The organism is Pseudomonas macauensis (assembly GCF_047902425.1).
In the GTDB taxonomy this organism is placed as follows: Bacteria; Pseudomonadota; Gammaproteobacteria; order Pseudomonadales; family Pseudomonadaceae; genus Pseudomonas.
The window spans coordinates 1,836,751-1,857,240 of record NZ_CP138377.1 but is presented as its reverse complement, the minus strand read 5'-3'; the positions used below and the strand labels follow the sequence as shown (position 1 = coordinate 1,857,240).

General features: G+C 64.1%; 17 protein-coding genes. All 17 read right to left on the bottom strand.

The window, feature by feature from the left end:
• Nucleotides 1-1,782: a flagellar basal-body MS-ring/collar protein FliF gene (gene fliF / locus SD196_RS08855; protein ID WP_416311271.1), complete on the bottom strand. Its 1,782-nt coding sequence runs from the start codon at nt 1,780-1,782 to the stop codon at nt 1-3.
• An 11-nt stretch (nt 1,783-1,793) separates the two neighbouring features.
• Nucleotides 1,794-2,126: a flagellar hook-basal body complex protein FliE gene (gene fliE, locus SD196_RS08850; protein ID WP_331317235.1), complete on the bottom strand. Its 333-nt coding sequence runs from the start codon at nt 2,124-2,126 to the stop codon at nt 1,794-1,796.
• A gap of 1,134 nt (nt 2,127-3,260) precedes the next feature.
• The gene (fleR, locus tag SD196_RS08845) at nt 3,261-4,676 is read right to left on the bottom strand and encodes a sigma-54-dependent response regulator transcription factor FleR (RefSeq protein ID WP_331317231.1); all 1,416 of its coding nucleotides are present in this window, start codon (nt 4,674-4,676) and stop codon (nt 3,261-3,263) included.
• A 5-nt stretch (nt 4,677-4,681) separates the two neighbouring features.
• Nucleotides 4,682-5,905 (bottom strand): sensor histidine kinase, encoded by a 1,224-nt coding sequence (locus SD196_RS08840; RefSeq protein ID WP_343578019.1) that lies wholly within the window; start codon nt 5,903-5,905, stop codon nt 4,682-4,684.
• A gap of 123 nt (nt 5,906-6,028) precedes the next feature.
• Complete coding sequence (locus SD196_RS08835; RefSeq protein ID WP_343577922.1) at nt 6,029-7,504, bottom strand: sigma-54 dependent transcriptional regulator; 1,476 nt, start codon at nt 7,502-7,504, stop codon at nt 6,029-6,031.
• Between the two features lie 260 nt (nt 7,505-7,764).
• Nucleotides 7,765-8,061: a flagellar protein FliT gene (fliT, locus tag SD196_RS08830; protein WP_343577923.1), complete on the bottom strand. Its 297-nt coding sequence runs from the start codon at nt 8,059-8,061 to the stop codon at nt 7,765-7,767.
• Nucleotides 8,062-8,075: 14 nt separating this feature from the next.
• Nucleotides 8,076-8,456 carry a flagellar export chaperone FliS gene (fliS, locus tag SD196_RS08825; protein WP_416311270.1) on the bottom strand — a complete coding sequence of 127 codons (381 nt, stop codon included), beginning with the start codon at nt 8,454-8,456 and terminating at the stop codon, nt 8,076-8,078.
• Nucleotides 8,457-8,583: 127 nt separating this feature from the next.
• Nucleotides 8,584-10,035 carry a flagellar filament capping protein FliD gene (gene fliD / locus SD196_RS08820; RefSeq protein WP_275607958.1) on the bottom strand — a complete coding sequence of 484 codons (1,452 nt, stop codon included), beginning with the start codon at nt 10,033-10,035 and terminating at the stop codon, nt 8,584-8,586.
• 85 nt (nt 10,036-10,120) lie between these two features.
• Nucleotides 10,121-10,456: a flagellar protein FlaG gene (locus SD196_RS08815; RefSeq protein ID WP_275607959.1), complete on the bottom strand. Its 336-nt coding sequence runs from the start codon at nt 10,454-10,456 to the stop codon at nt 10,121-10,123.
• 78 nt (nt 10,457-10,534) lie between these two features.
• Nucleotides 10,535-12,031, bottom strand: a complete 1,497-nt coding sequence (locus SD196_RS08810) for a flagellin (RefSeq protein WP_343578020.1) — start codon at nt 12,029-12,031, stop codon at nt 10,535-10,537.
• A 268-nt stretch (nt 12,032-12,299) separates the two neighbouring features.
• Complete coding sequence (gene flgL, locus SD196_RS08805; protein WP_275607961.1) at nt 12,300-13,571, bottom strand: flagellar hook-associated protein FlgL; 1,272 nt, start codon at nt 13,569-13,571, stop codon at nt 12,300-12,302.
• 15 nt (nt 13,572-13,586) lie between these two features.
• Nucleotides 13,587-15,614, bottom strand: a complete 2,028-nt coding sequence (gene flgK, locus SD196_RS08800; RefSeq protein WP_275607962.1) for a flagellar hook-associated protein FlgK — start codon at nt 15,612-15,614, stop codon at nt 13,587-13,589.
• Between the two features lie 12 nt (nt 15,615-15,626).
• Entirely contained in the window at nt 15,627-16,826 is a 1,200-nt protein-coding gene (flgJ, locus tag SD196_RS08795) for a flagellar assembly peptidoglycan hydrolase FlgJ (protein WP_275607963.1), read from the bottom strand.
• A 10-nt stretch (nt 16,827-16,836) separates the two neighbouring features.
• On the bottom strand, nt 16,837-17,919 hold the full coding sequence (locus tag SD196_RS08790; protein ID WP_275611985.1) for a flagellar basal body P-ring protein FlgI: 1,083 nt from the start codon (nt 17,917-17,919) through the stop codon (nt 16,837-16,839).
• A gap of 95 nt (nt 17,920-18,014) precedes the next feature.
• Nucleotides 18,015-18,707, bottom strand: coding sequence for a flagellar basal body L-ring protein FlgH (gene flgH, locus SD196_RS08785; RefSeq protein ID WP_416311269.1), 693 nt, complete (start codon nt 18,705-18,707; stop codon nt 18,015-18,017).
• A 63-nt stretch (nt 18,708-18,770) separates the two neighbouring features.
• The gene (gene flgG, locus SD196_RS08780) at nt 18,771-19,556 is read right to left on the bottom strand and encodes a flagellar basal-body rod protein FlgG (protein WP_275607965.1); all 786 of its coding nucleotides are present in this window, start codon (nt 19,554-19,556) and stop codon (nt 18,771-18,773) included.
• A 46-nt stretch (nt 19,557-19,602) separates the two neighbouring features.
• Nucleotides 19,603-20,352, bottom strand: a complete 750-nt coding sequence (locus SD196_RS08775; RefSeq protein ID WP_416311268.1) for a flagellar basal body rod protein FlgF — start codon at nt 20,350-20,352, stop codon at nt 19,603-19,605.
• Between the last annotated feature and the right edge of the window lie 138 nt (nt 20,353-20,490).

Below are 20,490 nucleotides of genomic sequence, written 5' to 3'. Positions count from 1 at the left end.
TTACTCATCGGAATTGATCCACTCTTTCACCACCTGAGCCACACGCCCGGGGTCCTGCGCGACCAGGCTCTTGATCGCATTGAGCTGCGCATCGTAACCCTCGGACGGGCTCGGCAACAGAATACTGGCGGGGCCGCCGAGGCTGACGCGGTCGTCCGACAGCTCGCCGTCGAGGCCACCCAGCTCGCCCAGTCCGTCAGCGCCCGCGCCGCCGGCCACCAGGGCCTTGCCCTTGTTGCCCGACAGGTTGTTCAGCACCGGACGCAGCACGCCCAGTACCAGCACCAGGATGAAGACAATGCCCAGCACCTGCTTGACCACATCCCAGAACCAGGGCTGCGAGTAGAACGGCGGGGAGACGATTTCCTCGCCCTGCTCCGGGGCGAACGGCGCGTTGATCACGCTGACGCTGTCGCCACGGCTGGCGTCGTAGCCGACGGCGTCCTGCACCAGGCGGGTGAAGCGCGACAATTCATCGGCGCTCCACGGCTTGTGGGTCACCTCGCCGGTCTTGGCGTCGGTGATCATCCGGTCATCCAGCACCACCGCGACGGAAAGCCGGCGCAGGCGGCCCTGTTGCTGCTTGGTGTAGCTCACCGAGCGATCCAGCTCATAGTTGCGGGTGTTCTGCTGGCGCTTGTCGGTGGGATACGGCGCCAGTTCCGGCCGGCCGGTCTTCGGGTCCATGATCGGCTGGCCGTTGGCATCCTTCAGCGGCTGACCCGGCGCGACGTAGTCGGACGGCGCGTTCTGCGCAGTGGTCTGCGGCGCGTTGGCGGGCCCCGGCGGCTGGTTCGACAGCGCCCCCGGCACGCCTTGCGGGCCGTTGCTGTTCTGCCGTTCCTCGTTGTTGGTCTGCTCGCTGCGCAGCGCCGGCTGGTCCGGGTTGTAGGATTCGGAGGTGGACTCCACCGCGCTGAAGTCGACGTCGGCGGAGACTTCGGCCTTGTAGCGGCCATTGCCCAGTACCGGTTGCAGGATGCTGTGCACGCGCTGGTTGAGGTTGCTTTCCATGCGGCGGGTGTAATCGAACTGCTTGCCGGCCATGGTCAGCTCGGAGAGCTCCTGCTGGTCGGACAGCAGGGCGCCCTTCTGGTCGACGACGGTGACCTGGGACTTGTCCAGTTCCGGCACGCTGGTCGCCACCAGGTTGACGATCGCCATCACCTGGCTCGGCTCCAGGTTGCGGCCCGGGTACAGCTCGACCAGCACCGAGGCGCTGGGCTTGCGGTCGTCACGGACGAACACCGAGCTCTTCGGGATCGCCAGGTGCACGCGGGCGCCCTTGACGTTGTTCAGGCTGGAGATGGTGCGCGCCAGCTCGCCTTCCAGGCCGCGACGGTAATTGGTCGCTTCCATGAACTGGCTGGTGCCCAGGGCCTGTTCCTTGTCGAGGATCTCGAAGCCGACGTTGTTGTCGGTCGGCGCAACGCCGGCGCTGGCGACTTTCATGCGTGCGCGGCCGAGGTCGTCGGCCTTCACCAGCAGCGCACCGGAATTGGGTTCGACCTTGTAGGCGATATCGGCAGCGCTCAACGCCTCGACCACCTTGTTGGCGTCGACGCCGTTGAGGCTGCCGTACAGTGGCTTGTAGTCCGGCTGCTGCGACCAGAGCACCATGCCGAAGCCGACGGCGATGCTCGCGGCGAGGCCAACCAGCAGGCCGACCTGGCGCAGCACCGGCATGTCCGCGAGGTTTTCGAGGAAGGTCAGGCCCAGCAGCGGCTTTTTCGCTGCGCCGAGCTTGGCGGGAACCTGACTGTCTACGGTGGCGTCAGCCATGACCTGCTACCTCAGACCGGCATCTGCATGATGTCCTGGTACGCCTGGACGAGCTTGTTGCGTACCTGGGTCATGGCCTGGAAGGACACACTGGCTTTCTGCGAAGCGATCATCACGTCGGTGAGATCGACGCCGCTCTGGCCGACTTCGAAGGCGGTAGCCATGTCGGTGGCGACCTGCTGGGTGCCGTTCACCTTGTCGACTGCCTGGGTGAGCATCTGCGAGAAGCTCGGCGCGCCCGGCTCGGTCGGTTGCGCAGCCTGCGCCTTCGACTTGGCCATGGCCTCCATCTGCATGGAGCGCATCTCCAGCAGCAGACGATTGAATTCGACACCCTGACTCATTACCTACCCCTCCGACTGGCCGCGGTTTTTTGACGCCGCGCGGCGCTTTGCACAGGGGATTGCAACTTGGGTGCCAGGTTTGGGGGATGGGGATTTTTTGATGGGAAGGCTCTGGGATGGGGTGTTCGGAGCCGTAAGGCGCGGCTCCCGCAGGAGCGGATCTTATCCGCGAAATCCATCGCGGATGAGTCCGCTCCAACAGGGAAATACCTACGTATCTCGCCTGCCTGGAGCAAGGTCGCATAACGCCTCGAGCTTTATCCGCCGTCTTGCTCGGCGTTTCTGCGCCGCATCGGTGTGTGCTGGGAGATTTTGTTTCGCCCCTCGGGCGAGTCCCTTTATAGAGCCCCAAAAGGAACCAAAAGGGCTTGCCCCGACATCCGGCGCCGATGACGGTGACGGTGGGTGTTCTTCGCAGGATGGCGTGGAGCGAAGCGATACCCATCTCGGCGGATAACGCTGCGCGTTATTCCCTACGAAAAGCAAGAGCATCGCGGACGGAGTCCGCTCCTACGGATACATGTGGCTCTTGTTGGAGCGGACTCCGTCCGCGATCAGCCTCGGTTCGCGAGCAAGCTCGCTCCTACAGGTTGGCGACAAACCCGGGCACCTCCCTGTCAGCACGGATTTCGCGGACAAGGGCTAGGCGCCCCCGTCTCTCCTACGAAGGCATACGCACCGCATAGCTCTAGCTCTAGCTCTAGCTCTGGCTCTGGCTCTGGCTTTAAAGACTTCCAGAGAAATATCCGCACGCACCGGAGCGCCCCTTCAGGAGGCCGAGTGGAATCGGAGTTTCAGGGATTGAGCGGCATGGATGCCGCGAGAGCGTCGTTGGGCCATGGATGGCCCGTCGACGCGGGCCCCTGAAACTTCGATGGAGCGAGGGAATTTTTCGCCTAAGCGAAAAACCGGATGCAGGGGCAAGCCTTCTTGGTTACTTCTTCGGCGTTTGGAAGAAGTGACTCGCCCGAGGGGGCGAAACAAGAAACATCCGAGCACACCGCAGCGACGCTGAACACCCAAACAACAACCAAAAGCATCGCGGACAAAGTCCGCTCCTACGGGCTGCCCCCTCAGAGTCCCCAAAAGAAAAGCCCGCACAACGGCGGGCCAAGAGGGGAACAAGTCAAACCATCAACTGGCGTACAGATACGCCTCCACATCCATCCCCGCATCGCGCATCTGCGCCAGCTTGTAACGCAGGGTCCGCGGGCTGATGCCCAGGCGCTCGGCGGCCTCCTTGCGGCGGCCGCGCTCACTGCGCAGGGTATCGATGATCATCTGGAACTCGCGGCGCTTGAGGTCCTCACCCAGGGCGCCGGCCTCCAGCACGGAGGGTGACGGAATTTCGACGCTCGCCGGAACCTGCGGCGCCGATGGCGCCGGCACGGCGGCCAGCGCCGGGCGCGGCGCATGGCCGATGGGCGCGGTCAGGCAGAGGTCGGCGGCCTGCACCTGGCCGCCCTGCTGCAGGATCAGCGAGCGCTGGATGGCGTTGTCCAGCTCGCGCACGTTGCCCGGCCACGGGTGCGCCAGCAGCGCGGCGCGAGCGTCGGCGCCGAGACTGACCGGCGCCAGGTTCATCTTGCGGCTGTACTTGGCCAGCAGGCGCTCGGCCAGCGGCAGGATGTCCGCCGGACGCTCGCGCAGCGGGCGCCAGGCCAGGGGGAATACCGAAAGGCGGTAGTACAGGTCCTCGCGGAAACGCCCCGCCGCCACTTCGCCCAGCAGGTCACGGTTGGTGGTGGCGAGCACGCGGATGTCCAGGCTGATCGGCTTGCGCGCACCGACGCGCTCCACCTCGCGCTCCTGCAACACACGCAGCAGCTTGGCCTGCAGACCCAGCGGCATTTCGGAGATTTCGTCGAGCAGGATGGTGCCGCCGTCGGCCAGCTCGAACTTGCCCGGCTGGGCGGCAATGGCGCCGGTGAAGGCGCCCTTCTCGTGACCGAACAGGGTGGCCTCGAGCATGTTGTCCGGAATCGCCGCGCAGTTGATCGCGACGAACGGCTTGGCCGCACGCGGCGACTGCTGATGGATGTACTGCGCCAGCACTTCCTTGCCGGTGCCGGACTCGCCGGAGATCAGCACGGTGGAGTCGCTGCGGGCGACACGGGCGGCCAGCTCCAGCAGTTGCCGGCTGGCCGGCTCCAGCGCCACCGGACCGTCGCCTTCGCTGCTGGCGACGGTACCCAGCGCATGACGCGCCACCAGCTCCAGCAGGGCCTTCGGCTCGAAGGGTTTGACCAGGTAATCCGCCGCCCCCTGGCGCATGGCTTCCACCGCGCGGTCCACCGCGCCGTAGGCGGTCATCAGCAGCACCGGCAGTTGCGGATGGCGTGCGCGGATCAGGCCCAGCAACTGGTGCCCGTCCATGCCCGGCATGTTCACATCGCTGATCACCAGGCTGAAGGCGTCTTTCTCCAGGGCCGGCAGCGCGGCCTCGGCGCAGTCGACGGCGACGAAGTCGTGCCCACCGAGCATCAGGGTGTCGGACAGGGCTTCACGCAGGGCGCGGTCGTCTTCGACCAGCAGGACTTTGGCGGCCATGGTGTTCATTCCTTGTGAGCGATGGATTGAGCCACGATCAGCGGCAGGATCAGGGTGGCGCAGGTGCCACGGCCAGGGCGCGAGCGCAGGCGCAGCTCGCCCTGGTGGGCCTTGGCAACGGCCTTGACCACGGCCAGCCCGAGGCCGGTACCGGTGGTCTTGGTGGTGAAGAAGGGTTCGCCCAGGCGCGCCAGGGTTTCAGCGCTCATGCCCGGGCCGTCGTCGCTGATGGACAGGCGCAGGCTGTCGCCGCGCGCATACAGGTGCACCTTCAGGCGCACGTCGCGACCGGCGGCCTGGATGGCGTTTTCCACCAGGTTGAGCAGCGTGCCGACCAGGGTATCGCGGTTGCACAGCAGTTCGCCCACGCGGGCGTCGCACTGCCAACGGACGTTCAGGCCGGCAACGTGGGATTCGGCGGCGGCCCGCAGACTGGTGAACAGCTGCGTCGGTGCCAGGCGATCCGGCAGCGGCAGTTCGCCACGGGCGAACACCAGCATGTCGCGGACCTGGTTCTCCAGTTCGTGCAGACGCTCCTTGATCCGCCCGGCAAAGCGCTGCTGCTGCTCCAGCGGCAGCTCCTGCTCGCTCAGGTGGCTGGCGTAGAGCATGGCGGCGGACAGCGGCGTACGGATCTGGTGAGCCAGCGAGGCGACCATGCGGCCCAGCGCGGACAGGCGCTCGTGGCGCGCCAGTTGATCCTGCAGGCGACGGGTTTCCGTCAGGTCGTTGAGCAGGATGAGCTGGCCGGGTTCGCCGTTCAGCGAGCGGATGGCGATGGACACGCGGCGACCATCGCGCAGGGAAACTTCATGGCCGTCGTCGGCGCGGGGAGCGAAGCTGCGAGCGATCACTTCGCGCCAGAGCATGCCCACCAGCGGCTTGCCGAGCAGCGCGCAGGCCACCGGGTTGGCGTCGCGCACCACCCCCTGGGCATCGAGCACGATGACGCCGCCGGGCAGCACGTCGAGCAGGCTTTGCAGGCGATTGGCCAGGCGCTCCTTCTCCGCCAGCTCCTGCATGCGCTGGGCGCTGACCAGGGCCAGCTGGCCCTTGAGCTCGGTGACGCGCGCCTCCAGCAGGCTGTAGGACTCACTGAGCTGGTTGGACATCTGGTTGAACAGGGCGAAAGCCTGTTCCAGATTCGCGCGGCTGCTCTCCTCCACCGGCCTGTTCTCTGCAACAGACGCAAGGGTGGTGGTTTCGGACTGGCGTTGGGCGACTGGCATCATGCGGTTCTCTCATCCGTCCGACGTCGTAGAACTGTCGGTCGGATGAGTCTTAGCAAACCGCGTGCCTAAAATTTACTCGTTTATTTTCAACGATTTAGAGAAACGAGCATGACGGAGGCGTCAATCCTCCGCCATCTCCTCCTCGCGACGGCTCATGCCGTACTTGCGCATTTTCTCCACCAGGGTGGTGCGGCGGATGCGCAGGCGCTCGGCGGCACGGGCGACGACGCCGGCGGCATCGTCCAGCGCCTGCTGGATCAGGCCCTGCTCCAGGTTCGCGAGGTAATCCTTCAGGTCGATGCCCTCGGCCGGCAGCATGGCCGGCGAGTCGAGACCCGGCAGTCCGGCGGTGATCGCCGCGCGCTCTTCCAGCTCCTCGCGCAGGCTGCTCGCCAGTTGCTCGTCCTCGTCGTCGACGTGACGGAATTTCTTCGGCAGCTCGCCCACGCCGATCACGCCGTAGGGATGCATGATCGCCAGGCGCTCGACGAGGTTCGCCAGCTCGCGCACGTTGCCCGGCCAGTCGTGGCGGCAGAGCGACATGATGGCGGCGGAGTTGAAGCGGATCGAACCGCGCTTCTCGTGCTCCATGCGCGAGATCAGCTCGTTCATCAGCAGCGGGATGTCCTCCACGCGCTCGCGCAGCGGGGCCATCTCGATGGGGAAGACGTTGAGGCGGTAGTACAGGTCCTCGCGGAAGCTGCCGTCCTCGATCATCTTTTCGAGGTTCTTGTGGGTCGCGGCGATGATGCGCACGTCCACGTTCTGCGTCTTGTTGCTGCCCACGCGCTCGAAGGTGCGCTCCTGCAGTACGCGCAGCAGCTTGACCTGCATCGGCAGCGGCATGTCGCCGATCTCGTCGAGGAACAGGGTGCCGCCGTTGGCCAGTTCGAAGCGCCCTGCCCGGCTGGTGATGGCGCCGGTGAAGGCCCCCTTCTCGTGGCCGAACAGTTCGCTTTCCAGCAGCTCCGCCGGGATCGCCCCGCAATTCACCGGCACGAAAGGCGCGTCGCGGCGCTTGGAGTGATAGTGCAGGTTGCGCGCGACCACTTCCTTGCCGGTGCCGGACTCGCCGAGGATCAGCACGCTGGCGTCGGTGTCGGCGACCTGCTGCATCATCTGCCGCACCTGCTGGATGGCGCGGCTGGTGCCGACCAGGCTGCGGAACAGGTTGGGCTCGCGCTGGCGGCCACGCTCGCGGGCCTGGTCGTACATCTCGCGGTAGACCTGGGCGCGGTGCAGGGAGTCGAGCAGCTTGTTGTAGCTGGGCGGCATTTCCAGGCTGGCCAGCACGCGGCGGCGCAGCTCTTCGGGCCAGTCGGCAGGCGCAGGCTCGCCGATCAGCAGCACGGGCAGGTATTCATCCCAGGTCGCCAGCTGCTTGAGCAGCTCCAGCGCCCCACCCTTGCTGTCCACGTTGCCGAGCAGCACGCACAGCACGTCGCGGCTGCCGTTGGGCAACGCATCGACCGCCTGGCGCCAGTCGTGGCTGCCGCAGGCGATCTGGTCCTCGCCGAGGAAGCCGATGATGACCGAGAGGTCACGGCACCGTTCCTGGTTATCGTCGATCAGGAGAATCTTGGTTTCGCGCCACATCTTTAGCTTGTCATCCCGGGGCTTTGAGGCCGTCGAACGGCTGCTGACACGAGCCTGGCGATGACACAATTCCCCGTGATCGCCAGCATTTGGCCACTAGTAAAGTCAAAAACACGGGAAGAGTCAAATTTATGGCGTGCTTTTTTTGATACTGCCCGACGAAGGGCGTTGACCCGGATCATGGCAATCGAACCGAGGAGCGGTTCGCACAAACACGGCGGCGGCCCGCGGGCCGCCGGGGGGAAGCTGATCCGACCGGATCAGCCGAACATCTGGTAGACCTTGGCGCCCTGGCTGGAGCGACGCACGGCGGTCAGTTCCTCGCCGATGGCGGTACGCTGGGCGGTACAGACCTTGACCAGCTCACCGTAGAGCGTCAGCAGCTGCTCCATGGTGTCACGCAGGGCCTGCTCGTCGCGCTCGGCGTCCTGCATGGCCACGTCCACCTGCTCGCGGCACATGCGGTCCAGTTCGCCGATGGCGTCCCAGTCCTTGCTGTGCATCGCGGCGGAGAGCGCGGCGCGGGTTTCGTTGAGTTGTTGCATGGCCTGATTCATGACTCGTCCTTCCTTCAGGCGGAGATCGCATCCCAGCCCGATTTCACTTCACGCAGCAGGCCGGACACCTCGTCGAGGATCGCGGCATCGCCACTGCGGTTGGCCTCCAGCAGGCGCTCGGTCATGTAACCGTAAAGTCGATCGAGGTTCAACGCCAGTTCGCCGCCCAGCTCCAGGTTCAGCGCCTCGCGCAGACCGCCGACGATGCCGATGGCCTTGCTGATCAGCTCGCCACGCTCGGCCAGCTGGCCACGCTCGATGGCGCCACGAGCCTGCGCCATGCGCTCCAGACCACCCTGCATCAGCATCTGGATCAGGCTGTGCGGCGACGCTTCGGCGACGCGCGCTTCCAGGCTGACTTGCTGGTATTGCTTCATGGCTCTCATGGCGTACATGGCAGGCTCCTGCGGGGAATTCATCTACTGACCAAGGTATCGGCCAGTGAAGCAGGAGCTTGAAGGCTTCTTGAGATTTTTTTGTCACGCCCGGCACAAAGCCGGGCGCGGCACGGCAGTTACCGGATCAGCCCTTGGCGAACGGCAGGCTGGCCAGTTGGCTGGTCAGGCTGTTGGTGGTCTGGGTGAGCTGACTGACCAAGGCATCCATCGCGTTGAACTGTTTGTACAGGCGCTCCTGCAAGGCAGTCATGCGGGCGTCCAACGTCACCTGCTGCTTATCCACGCTCTTGAGCGTTGCCTGCAACGAACTGTTGCGCTGATCGAGGATACCGTTAGTGATGGTATAGGGCTTCACACGATCGGTCAGGCGGGCAGCCAGGCCGTTATCCCCCGTGAACAACGCGGTTATTTCATCGAAGTTGCCGGTCACTGCCTTGTCCAGTTTGGTGCTGTCGATGGCCAACGTGCCGTCGGTCTGGGTGGTAATGCCAAGATCCGCCAACGCACGGATCTTGCCGTCACCCTGGACATTCACCAGCTCCTGATGGAGGGATGCGGAGATAGCGCGCGCCGTCGCGTCACCGACCAGTGCCCCTGTCACCGGCGCCTTGTCGTCGCCAACCTTGGTGACCTTGGTCTGCGAATTGATGGTGCTGACCAGTGCGTTGTAGGCGTCGACGAAGGACTGGATGTTCTTCTTGACCCCCGACTGGTCCAGGCTCACACCCACTGTCACCGGGGTGCTAGCTTCGGTCACACCCTTGAGATTCAGGGTCACGCCTTCGAGGGCATCGGTGACGGTGTTGGATTCGCTGGTGATTTTCAGGCCATCGACGGTCAGCTCGGCACTCTTGGAACGCACCAGCATGCGCGCGCCGGAAGGATCGCTGACGGCGGGCGGATCCTGGATAGTCGGGTCGGTGGGAACCGCCGGCGGAGTGAAGGCAAGGTCGGTCAGCTTGGCGCTACCGCTACCGTCATCACCGCTGACCGCTACGGAAATATCCTTGCCGGCGCCGGTCTTGGAACTGCTCAGCACCAGGCGAGAACCATGCTCGTCGGTGATGATAGTGGCGGAGACTCCCGCATCCTTGCCGGCGGTATTGATGGCGTCGCGCACGCCAGCCAGGGTGTTGTTGCTGCTGTCGATCTTGATGTCCGGCAGCGCAGTGTCGCCGAGCTTGATGCTCAAGGTGCCCTGGCCAAAGGTTGCAGCTTTGTCGCCGTTGGCAGGAATCGCGGCGAGCGCAACCTTGCTGGCAGCGGCCAACTGCTTGACTTCGATCTGATAGCTGCCGATGCCGGCCTTGTCGGTGGCGGTGACGCCGATCAGGTCATTCTTGGAAGAAGTAGCCGAGCGGGCCTGGAAATTAGCGGTCTTATTCAGCGCTTCCAGCGCCGTCTGGAACGTGCTCAAGGCACTCTTGAGCGAGCCGATTCCGGTGATCTTGGTGGTGGTGGCTTTTTCCAGGGTATCGAGCTGGTTCTGCTTGGGCGCCTTTTCGGCAGCCACCATGGTCTGAACGATATTGTCGATGTTCAGGCCAGTGCCCGTACCCGTGATGGTCATCCCCATTTCACACCTCCGTCAAAATCCTGTTCCGGCTCCACCGGTCACCGCGCAGACCTGCAGGCTTCGTGCCAGTGTTACACACCTCGCCTCAGGCGCGGGTTTCGAACATCAGACTGCGAATATCGTCGAGCCGGGCGGCAAGTTTCAGCACTTCCTCGGAAGGCATTTGCCGCACGACCTTGCCGGACTCGGCATCAATCACCTTCACCACCACTTCACCGGTGGCGTCGTCGATGCTGAAGTTGAGATTGCGCCGGATCCCCTGCACGAACGACTGGATGTCGGATACAGCGGAGTCCAGCGATTTCGAGTCCTGCTGATCGGCCGCCTGGTCGGGGGTAACTGCCTCCCGGACCGGACGAATACTCGGCGTCCGCTCGAACGATCCCAGCCCGGCAATGGAAGTAACCTTACTCACATCCATCTTCCGATCCTCGTAAAAGCCGAAAAGGAGGAAGGGTCGCCCCCTCCTCCTGTGGTCACGTCAACTCGCTGCCGTCGATCAGCGCAGCAGGCTGAGTACCGACTGCGGCAGCTGGTTGGCCTGGGCCAGGATCGCAGTACCGGCCTGTTGCAGCACTTGGTTCTTGGACAGGTTCGCGGTTTCAGCGGCGAAGTCGGTGTCCTTGATGCGGCTGCGGGCGTTGTCGGCGTTCTCGGCAATGCTCTGCAGGTTGGAGATGGTGTTGTCGAAGCGGTTCTGCACGGCACCCAGGTCGGAACGCTGGGAGTCGATGTAGGCGATGGCCGCGTCGATTACGTCGATGGCATTCTGCGCGCCGTAGGCGGTGCTGACATCAACGTCGCTGATTTTCGACAGGGAGCCGGAAGCTTCGCCGGTCAGCACAGCTACACCAGCCGTACCCGACAGAGAGTAGGCCGCCGAGGAACTGAACTTGACTGCGCCGTTGGCGAAAGCAGTACCCGCACCGATGTTGGCGGCAGTAGACAAATCACCCAGGTTGTCACCATCGGAATCCTCAGCGGAACGGACCTGTACAGTCATGTCAGCAGCTGCACCAGCGGTGGTACCACCCACGTCGGTGTAGCTTTTGCCAGTGATCTTGAACGTAGCGCCGGTTGCCGAGCTCAGCTCCAGGGTACCGTCGCCGTTCTTCTTGGCGGTAATACCAGCACCGCTGGAGTTCACTGCGCTGACTACCTGATCGAAGGAAGTCACCGTCTTCAGATCAATAGTGGAGTCTGCACTAGCTGCGCCGCTGTCCGAGTTGAATACTTCGATTTTCAGATCGAAGCTCTTCGAAGCTGCACCCTGGGTCAGAACTGCGTCGGTACGGGCAGAGGCCTTGACCGGGGAGCCTGCATTATTGACTTTGCTGACAATAGCAGCAGCAGTATCGCCCGCCTTGATATCTTGAACGTCATACTGCTTGCCGTTCGAAGAAATCTTGAAGTCGGTCATGTTGGCATCAGCTGCAGCAGCGGTAGCTACACCGAAACCAGTGCCTGCTTTATCGGAGGTGTAAGCACCAATCTTGGTAGCACTGGCATCACCGATAGCAACGTTGATGGTTTCGTTGGCATTGGCACCGACCTGGAAGGCGGTGGAACCGAAGGAGCCGTCGAGCAGCTTGCGACCACCAAAGGTAGTGGTGTCAGCGATACGGTTCAGTTCGCTTTGCAGGGCGCCTACTTCTTTCTGCAGGGCGGCGCGGTCAGTAGAGTCGTTGCTGCCGTTGGCCGATTGCAGGGACAGGTCACGCATGCGCTGCAGGATATTGGTGGACTGCTGCAGGGCGCCTTCAGCGGTCTGCGCCAGGGAGATGCCGTCGTTGGCGTTGCGCACGGCAACGTTCAAGCCGCTGATCTGGCTGGACAGGCGGTTGGAGATCTGCAGGCCGGCGGCATCGTCCTTGGCGCTGTTGATGCGGAAGCCGGTGGACAGACGCTGCAGCGAGGTGCCCAGGGAGCTGGACGAGTTGTTCAGGTTACGCTGGGTGTTCAGGGAAGCAATGTTGGTATTGACGGTAAGGGCCATGATGGTCTCCTTCAGAGGTCCTGTTCGTTCCTGAGCTTGCGATATCTCGGCCTGCTTGCTCAGGGACACCAAGAATTCGCATTCGACTTATGTATCGGCGTTGATCCGGGGAGCTTTAGAAAAAATTCAAGAGATTTTTTTCATCTTCCAGATCAAACACTTGCAGCCACTTACCGACACTTTCCAGTGAATAACTGCGATCATTCGGGTTATCGACAAAAAAGCCCACGGCTTTAGGCACGTGGGCTTTTTCGTTTGCTGGGCGAACTCAGTTGAGGAAGTTGAACAGGCTCAGCCCGCTGATCTTCACATAACTCTGCTGCGCGGCCTGGAGGACGGTGGACTGCATCGACAGGCGCGACAGCGCCTCGGCATAGTCCAGGTCCTGCAGGTCGGAGATGACGCCGGTGTTCACCAGTTTCACGTCGTCGATAAAGGTCTCGGTGGAGTCGATGGTATTGAGTCGCGCCCCGATCTGCCCGCGCCCGGAGAGCACCTGGCTACTGGCGGCATCCAGGTTGGTCATGGCGATCCCTGTCGCGTCGCGAATGGCGTAGCTGCCTTCCTGGTTGTCGGTAGCCCCCTCCAGTGCCTTGCGCAGGTCGGCGACCACGTTGAGCAGCCCCTTCTTCTCGCTGGACGGATCCCGCTTGATGCTGAAATCGTCCCCCGCCGCCGGATGACCGTCGATGATGACACTGACGCCACCGTAGGTGATCTTGTCCTGAGTCTTGTCATCGCTGTCTATGGCGCCCGTCGAAAGCGCGGTATACCCCCCGGGCAGTGCCGGGTCATTGAGGTCGTAAACCTCGTAATTGACGTTATCGAGAAAACGGATGCCGATACCATCGCTGGCCGCTGGTGGCACACTGGAAGGGAAGCTGCCGTCGTAAGCCTGCTTGTCGATCACAGTCCCCAAGGAGATGCGCCCCGTTCCGGTATTGGCGGCGCCCCCCGAAGTCGTTACGCGGTTGACGTTGGTCACATCATCGAACAACGCCTTGCCGCTATCGCTGATGCTCAGCAAGGTGCTACTTGCGATCGGCACCTGGCGCTGGCTTTCGTCTCCCTGGTAGGAATACGAGCCATCAGGATTGCGCACGAAGGGTTGCTTGTCGCCCTGACTGCCCGAGAACAGGTACTTGCCGCTGGCATCCTTGCTGTTGAGCAGATTGAGCAATTCGTCTTCGCGCTGCTTGAGCTCGGTCGCCAGGGCGCCCTTGTCGCTGCTGTCCTGGGCACCATCGCCCGCCTGCACAGCGATCTCGCGAATACGCTGAATAACATTACCCACGGAGTTGAGAATCGACTCCTCCGAGTTAAGGCTGTTCTTCGCCGCCGTGATGTTGCTCTTGTACTGGTCGTTGAGCGACTGCTCCTGGCTCAACTGCAACAGGCGCACCGAGGCCACCGGGTCGTCCGCCGGGGTGAGGATGCGTTTGCCGGTGCTGATCTGCTCCTGGGTGCGGGTGACGTTGCCGTAGTTCTTCTGCAGGCCGCCGACCGAGTTGTTGTATGCCTGGATGGTGGAGATGCGCATGGTCAACTTCCTCTATCAGCGGAACGCGCCAATCAGCGTGTCGAACAGGGAACGAGCGACCTGGATCACCTGGGCCGACGCACTGTAGTACTGCTGGAACTGGATGAGATTGGCCGCCTCTTCGTCCAGGTTCACGCCCGACAGCGAGTCGCGGTTGTCCTGGGCCTGCTTGAGTACGGTGGCGCTGGCGTCGGCGTTGTTGCGCACCTGTGCGGTCAGGGTGCCGATGCGCTCCACCAGGCCGCCGTAGGAATCATTGAAGCTCGCACCGGTGCTGCCGGTGCCGCCGACGGTGGGTTTGCTCTGCAGTCCGGAGAGCGCCAGGGCGTTGCTGTTGTCGGAAATACCCTTGGTGTTCATGCCCAGGGTGAAGCTGTCGCCGGCCTGGGGCACGCCGCTCAGGGTGAATTCGTAGCTGTATTGGTTGCCGGTGCCCGGGTCGGTGTAGTCCAGGCGCAAGGTGTTGGTCTGCCCGGAGGTCAGGCCGCTGGTCGAGGGCGACACGTAGTTCAGAGTGGCGCCGGGCGGCAGCGTGCCGGTCAGGGTATTGGTGGTGGAATCGAAGCTCAGGCTCAGGCCACCCGCGCCGAACAGGTTCTGCAGGTCGCCCTTCACCACTGGCGACGGGCCGCTGGTGAGCTTGGGCTGGCCGATGGCTCCGGTGCCCCGGTTGTTGGTGGTGGCCTCACTGCGGGCGGTGCCGGCGAAGGCCAGTTGGTCGCCCTTGGTCAGCACCGTCTCGATGTCTGCAGCGCCACGGCGGGTGGGCTGCAGGGTGAAGCCGTCGCCGGCCGGCGGCAGGCTGTTCATGGTCACCTGGAAGCCCTGGTCGCCACCGCTGCCGTCGGCGAAGCTCAGGGTGTAGGGACCGGTGCCGCTCACGGTGACGTTGATTGGCGCGTTGTCGGAGAGACGCCGCGCGGTGAAGTTGGTGCCGTCGTATTCCAGGCGGTAGTCGCTGACGCCGAGCTTGCTGGTATCGGTGATGTTCAGGCTGGGGCTGACGGTGCCGGTGTTGCCGGACAAGGCGACGACCCGCAGCGCAGTGATGGTCGGGTCGTTGATGTCGCCGAACAGCTTGCTGCCGGCATTGCCGGACAGGTCCAGGCCCTGGCCAAGCTGCTTGTTGACGACATCGGCAAAGGTCACGGCGATCTGCCCAAGCTTGTTGTACGAGGCATCCAGCGCGGTATCGCGATAAGCCAGCAGGCCGCCCATCTGGCCGCCGGAAACCTGGCTGGTGATGGTCTGCACGGCGCTGCCGCTGACCAGTTGCACCTGGAAGCGGGTCGGGTCGTCGGCGCCCGGCACTACCTGCAATGCGGAAGTGGTGGTGCCCACCACCAGCGGCTGGCCGGTGCCGATGAACAGGTTGACGCTGCTGTCGTCCTGGGGCACGGCCTGCACGCCGATCAGCTCGGAGAGCTTGCGGATGGTCTCCTCGCGGGCGTCGATCAGGTCGTTGGGCTGGCCGCCGGCAGCCTTGGCCTTGGCGATGGCGTCGTTGTAGCTCGCCACGCTGGTCGCCAGGGAATTGACCTGGTTGGCCAGCGAGCCGAGCTGCTGGTTGATCAGGCTGTTCTGCTTGTCGAGTTGGTCGTACAGGGTGTTGAAGGACTTCGACACCCCCTGCGCTTCCGCCAGCAGCGCCTCGCGGCCCTCTGTGGCGGAGGGATTGGCGGCGGCGGTCTGCAGCGCGGCGAAGAACTTCTGCAGCGCCGGGCTGATGCCGGTGGTGGTGTCCGACAGCAAGGCGTCGAGCTGTTCGATCTGTCCCTGGAAGGCGCTCAGTTCATTGCTCTGGCTGGTGGCGGTGCGCACCTGGGAGAACAGGAAGTCACTGGCCAGCCGGCGCACGTCGACCACCTGGCTGCCCGAACCGATGTAGCCGGCGCCGCTGTACTGCGGGATGCCGGTCTGCTGCACCGATTGCTGACGGGAATAGCCGGGGGTGTTGACGTTGGTGATGTTGTGGCCGGTCACCGTCAACGAGGTCTGGCTCGAACGCAGGCCAGACAGGCCAATGGACAGTAGATCGCTCATGTTCCTATTTCCTTATCCCAGGGGCGGAGTGTCCGCCGCGGCGACTGCCTGGTACACCTGCATCTGCTTGGCGATCTGCGCAACCTTGCGGGCGTAGTTCGGGTCGGTGGCATAGCCGGCGCGCTGCAGTTCCTTCATGAACTGTTCGGGGCGCTCGGTGGAGTCCAGCGCGTCCGAATAACGGTCGTTGTTCTGCAGGAAGCTCACGTAGTCGTTGAAGCTCTGCTCGAAGGAGTCGTAGGAGCGGAATGCCGCGACTTCCTTCACTTTCTTGCCGTTCACGTATTCGCTGGTCACCGCCCGCGCGGAGTCGCCGTCCCAGCTGGAACCGGACTTGATACCGAACAGGTTGTGGCTGCTGGAGCCGTCCTGGTCGCGAATGATGGATTTGCCCCAGCCGGTTTCCAGCGCGGCCTGGGCCACCAGGTAGCGCGGATCGACGCCGATGCGCTGGGCGGCCTTCTGCGCCATCGGCAGCATGGTGGCGACGAATTCGTCCGCCGAGCCGAAGGCCGACTTGCCCGGCGCCAGCGGCGGCTGGGCGTAGCGGCGGCCGCTGACATCCTGGGCGCCGGCGGCGGCGTCGATGGCGTCCACAGCATTGGCGTAGGACTTGGCGGTCTGCCAGTCGTTGCCGGCCAGCGGCTTGCCCTGCTCGTCCGCAGTGGCGGCGCCCGGCACGATGCCGGCCATCACGCGGTCGGCCAGCTTGCCCGGCAGGGACAGGCGACGGGCGTTGAGCAGCTTGGAGTCGTCGCGGCCTTCAGCGGGTTGCGGCAAGGGCTTGCCGCTGGCGTTGACGCCGGTGGTGGACGGCCAGGCGGAGGTCTGGGCGACCTTGGCGAAGGGGTTCGCGGCGCCCGTGCGCTTGCCGCTGTTCATGTGCGACAGCTGGCGGGTCAGCACGTCCGACAGGCCGATGCCATGGCCCTTGGTGGAGAGACTGACGGCCAGCTGCTGGTCGTACATTTCCTGGTATTGCTTGGTGGTCGCGGTGTTCATGAAGTTGCCTTCGGCGAGCACGTCGTTGGCCGAGCGCATCGACTTGAGCATTTCATTCATGAACAGCGATTCGAATTCCTGGGCGACCTTGCGGATGTTGCCTTCGCTGTCGCGCCCGGCGCCGTTCTTCAGCTGTGCCAGGCGGTTGAGGTCGGTGTAGGCCCCGGAATTGGTGCCGGAGGAACCGGCGGAGAAGAGTTTGGCATCCACGGCGGCTTCCTCAGATCACGATCAGGTCGGCCTGCAGCGCGCCGGCCTGTTTCAGGGCTTCGAGGATCGCCATCAGGTCGCTGGGCGCGGCGCCCACCTGGTTAACGGCGCGGACGATTTCATCCAGCGTGGTGCCCGGGCCGAACTTGAACATCGGCTTGGCTTCCTGGTCGGCGTTCACCCGCGAGCGCGGCACCACGGCGGTCTGGCCGTTGGAGAACGGGCCGGGCTGGCTGACGATCGGGTCTTCGGTGATGGTCACGGTGAGGCTGCCGTGGGTCACGGCGGCCGGCGACACTCGCACGTTCTGGCCGATCACGATGGTGCCGGTGCGCGAGTTGATGATGACCTTGGCCACCGCTTCGCCGGCCTGCACGTCGAGGTTTTCCAGGACCGACATGTAGTCCACGCGCTGGTTCGGGTCCAGCGGCGCGCTGACCCGTACCGAGCCGCCGTCGATGGCCTGGGCGACACCCGGGCCGAGCAGTTCGTTGATGCGATCGACGATGTGCTTGGCGGTGGTGAAGTCCGGGCGGTTGAGGTTCAGGGTCAGGCTGTTGCCCTGGTCGAAGCCGCTCGGCACCGCGCGCTCCACGGTGGCGCCAGCCGGGATGCGGCCAGCCGAGGGGACGTTGACGGTGATCTTCGAGCCATCGCGACCCTCGGCGTCAAAGCCGCCGACCACCAGGTTGCCCTGGGCCACGGCGTAGGTCTGGCCGTCGATGCCCTTGAGCTGGGTCATCAGCAGGCTGCCGCCGCGCAGGCTCTTGGCGTTGCCGATGGAGGAGACGGTGATGTCGATGGTCTGGCCCGGCTTGGCGAAGGCCGGCAGGTCGGCGTGCACCGACACCGCGGCGACGTTCTTGAGCTGCACGTTGCCGACGTTGGCCGGCACCTTGATGCCGAACTGCGCCAGCATGTTGTTGAAGGTCTGCAGGGTGAAGGGCGTCTGGGTGGTCTGGTCGCCGCTGCCGTCGAGGCCCACGACCAGGCCGTAGCCGATCAGCTGGTTGCTGCGCACGCCCTGGATGGTGGCGATGTCCTTCAGGCGCTCGGCGTGGGCGGCCGGAATCATCAGCAACGCGCAGAGCATCAGGAAGATGTAGGAGCGAGCTTGCTCGCGAACACCTTTAGCAGAGAATTTCGCGAGCAAGCTCGCTCCTACAATGGCCATGACATTCACCCTGCTCAGAACGGGAACAGCGGGCTGAGGAAGAAGCGATCGAACCAGCCCGGCTGGCTCGCATCGGCGAACGCACCGGTGCCCGAGTAGGTGATGCGCGCATCGGCCACGCGGGTGGAGGACACGGTGTTGTCGGTGGCGATGTCGTCGGCGCGGATCAGGCCGGCGATGCGCACCAGCTCGTTGCCGGTGTTCAGGGTCATCCACTTCTCGCCGCGCACGGCGAGGATGCCGTTGGGCATGACTTCGGCCACGGTGACGGTGACCGAACCGGTCAGGCTGTTGCTCTGCCCTGCCTGGCTGTCGCCCTTGGCATCGCGAGAGCCACCGTACTCGGCGCTCAGGCTGAGGTCGCCGCCGCCGATGGGGTTGTCGGTGGTCAGGCCGCTGCCGAACATCGAGGTCAGGCCGAGCTTGGTCTTGCTGTCCTTGGAAATGTCCGAGTTGGCCTTCTTGCTGGCCTGGGTCTTCTCGTTGAGGGTGATGGTGATGATGTCACCCACGCGGAAGGCCTTGCGGTCGCCATAGAGGTTGTTGTCGAAACCGCTCTGGTAGATCGAACCGTTATTCTGCGCGGCGGGAATCGGGGTGCGCGGCATCACCGGGGCGTAATAGGGGTCATCCGGTTTCGGCGGAGGACTGACGCACCCGGCCAGCGCGGCGATGGCCAGCAGCGGAAGAAGGTGGGAACGGTTCATTTACAGCTACCTCTCGGGGAGAGCGACTACGGTTTCACCAGAGCCCGGGGGCTCCGTCATTCACTACAAGTTCTGGGTCACGAACGACAGCATCTGGTCGGCGGTGGAGATGACCTTGGAGTTCATCTCATAGGCGCGCTGGGTGGTGATCATGTTCACCAGCTCCTCGACCACATTGACGTTGGAGTTTTCCAGGGTGTTCTGCTGCACGGTGCCCAGGCCGTTCAGGCCCGGCGTGCCGACCTGCGGCGCGCCGCTGGAGCCGGTTTCCAGGAACAGGTTGTTGCCAATCGCCTGCAGGCCGGCCGGGTTGACGAAGTCGGCGGTCTGGATGTTGCCGATGATCTGCGGCTGCGGGTTGGCCGGGGTGGTCACCGAGACGGTGCCGTCCTGGCCGACGGTGAAGGTCTGGGTCTCGTTGGGCACGACCACGGCCGGCTCCAGCGCGTAACCGTTGGCGGTGACGATCTGGCCGTCGGAGTTCAGGTGGAAGCTGCCGTCACGGGTGTAGCCGACGGTGCCGTCGGGCATCAGTACCTGGAAGAAGCCGCGACCGTTGAGCGCCATGTCCAGCGGCTGGTCGGTGGTCTGCAGGCTGCCTTCGGTGAAGTTCTTCTGGGTGCCGACGATGCGCACACCGGTGCCCAGCTGCAGGCCGGAGGGCAACTGGCTGTCCTGGGTGGAGTTGGCGCCGGGCTGACGTTTGATCTGGTACAGCAGGTCCTGGAACTCCGCGCGGTCGCGCTTGAAGCCCGTGGTCGAAACGTTCGCCAGGTTGTTGGAAATGGTGGTCAGGTTCATGTCCTGGGCCGAAAGCCCCGTCTTGCTGACCCACAGTGCCGAAAGCATCGTCGTTCTCCTCGGGCGCCGGATTCATGGCGCCTCGATCTGGTGATTAGCTAAATTGCAAAACCCGCGCCATGGCCGCCGAATCGTCTTCGGCGGTGCGCATCATCTTGACGTGGAGCTCGAACTGGCGGGACAGCGAGAGGATCGAAGTCATCTCCTCCACCGCATTGACGTTGCTCGCTTCGAGGAAGCCGGATTCGATCTTGGCGTTGGCATCGGCCTGCGGCGCCGGCTGCCCTGGCTCCTGCTTGATGCGCACCAGGCCGTCGAGGCCCTTCTCCAGCTTCTTCGGGTCCGGGGTGACCAGCTTGATGCGGTCCACCTCGGCCACCACGCTGGGGCTGTCGCCCAGACCGCGGATGCTGATGGTGCCGTCTTCGCCGATGTCGATCTTTTCCTGCGGCGGCACGGCAATCGGCCCGCCATTGCCGATCACCGGCAAACCGTCGCCGGTGCGCAGTTGGCCGAGGGCGTCGATCTCCAGGCTGCCGGTGCGGACATAGGCTTCACCACCGTCGGGCGCCTGCACGGCGATCCACGCATCGCCCTTGGCGGCGACGTCGAGGTCGCGGCCGGTTTCCTGCAGGCTGCCGGGGGTGAAGTCGGTAGCCGGACGCTCGGTCATGGCGTAGACCCGCGCCGGGAAACTGTCGCCGAACACCTGCATCGAGCGCGCCTGCTCGAAGTCACGGCGGAAGCCGTTGGTGGAGATGTTCGCCAGGTTGTTGGCGTGAGCGCGCATCGCCAGGGTGTTCTGGCTCGCTCCGCTCATCGAGACGTACAGCATCTTGTCCATCGAATCCTCCAGGCCCGCGGCGATTGCCGGTCGCGGGTGTCTTGGAGGCTATTCAGCAAGGGGCGTGCCAGAATCGAAATTCACACCCAAAGCACTGATATAAAAGGATTTTAAAAAATAAAAGGCTCCCGAAGGAGC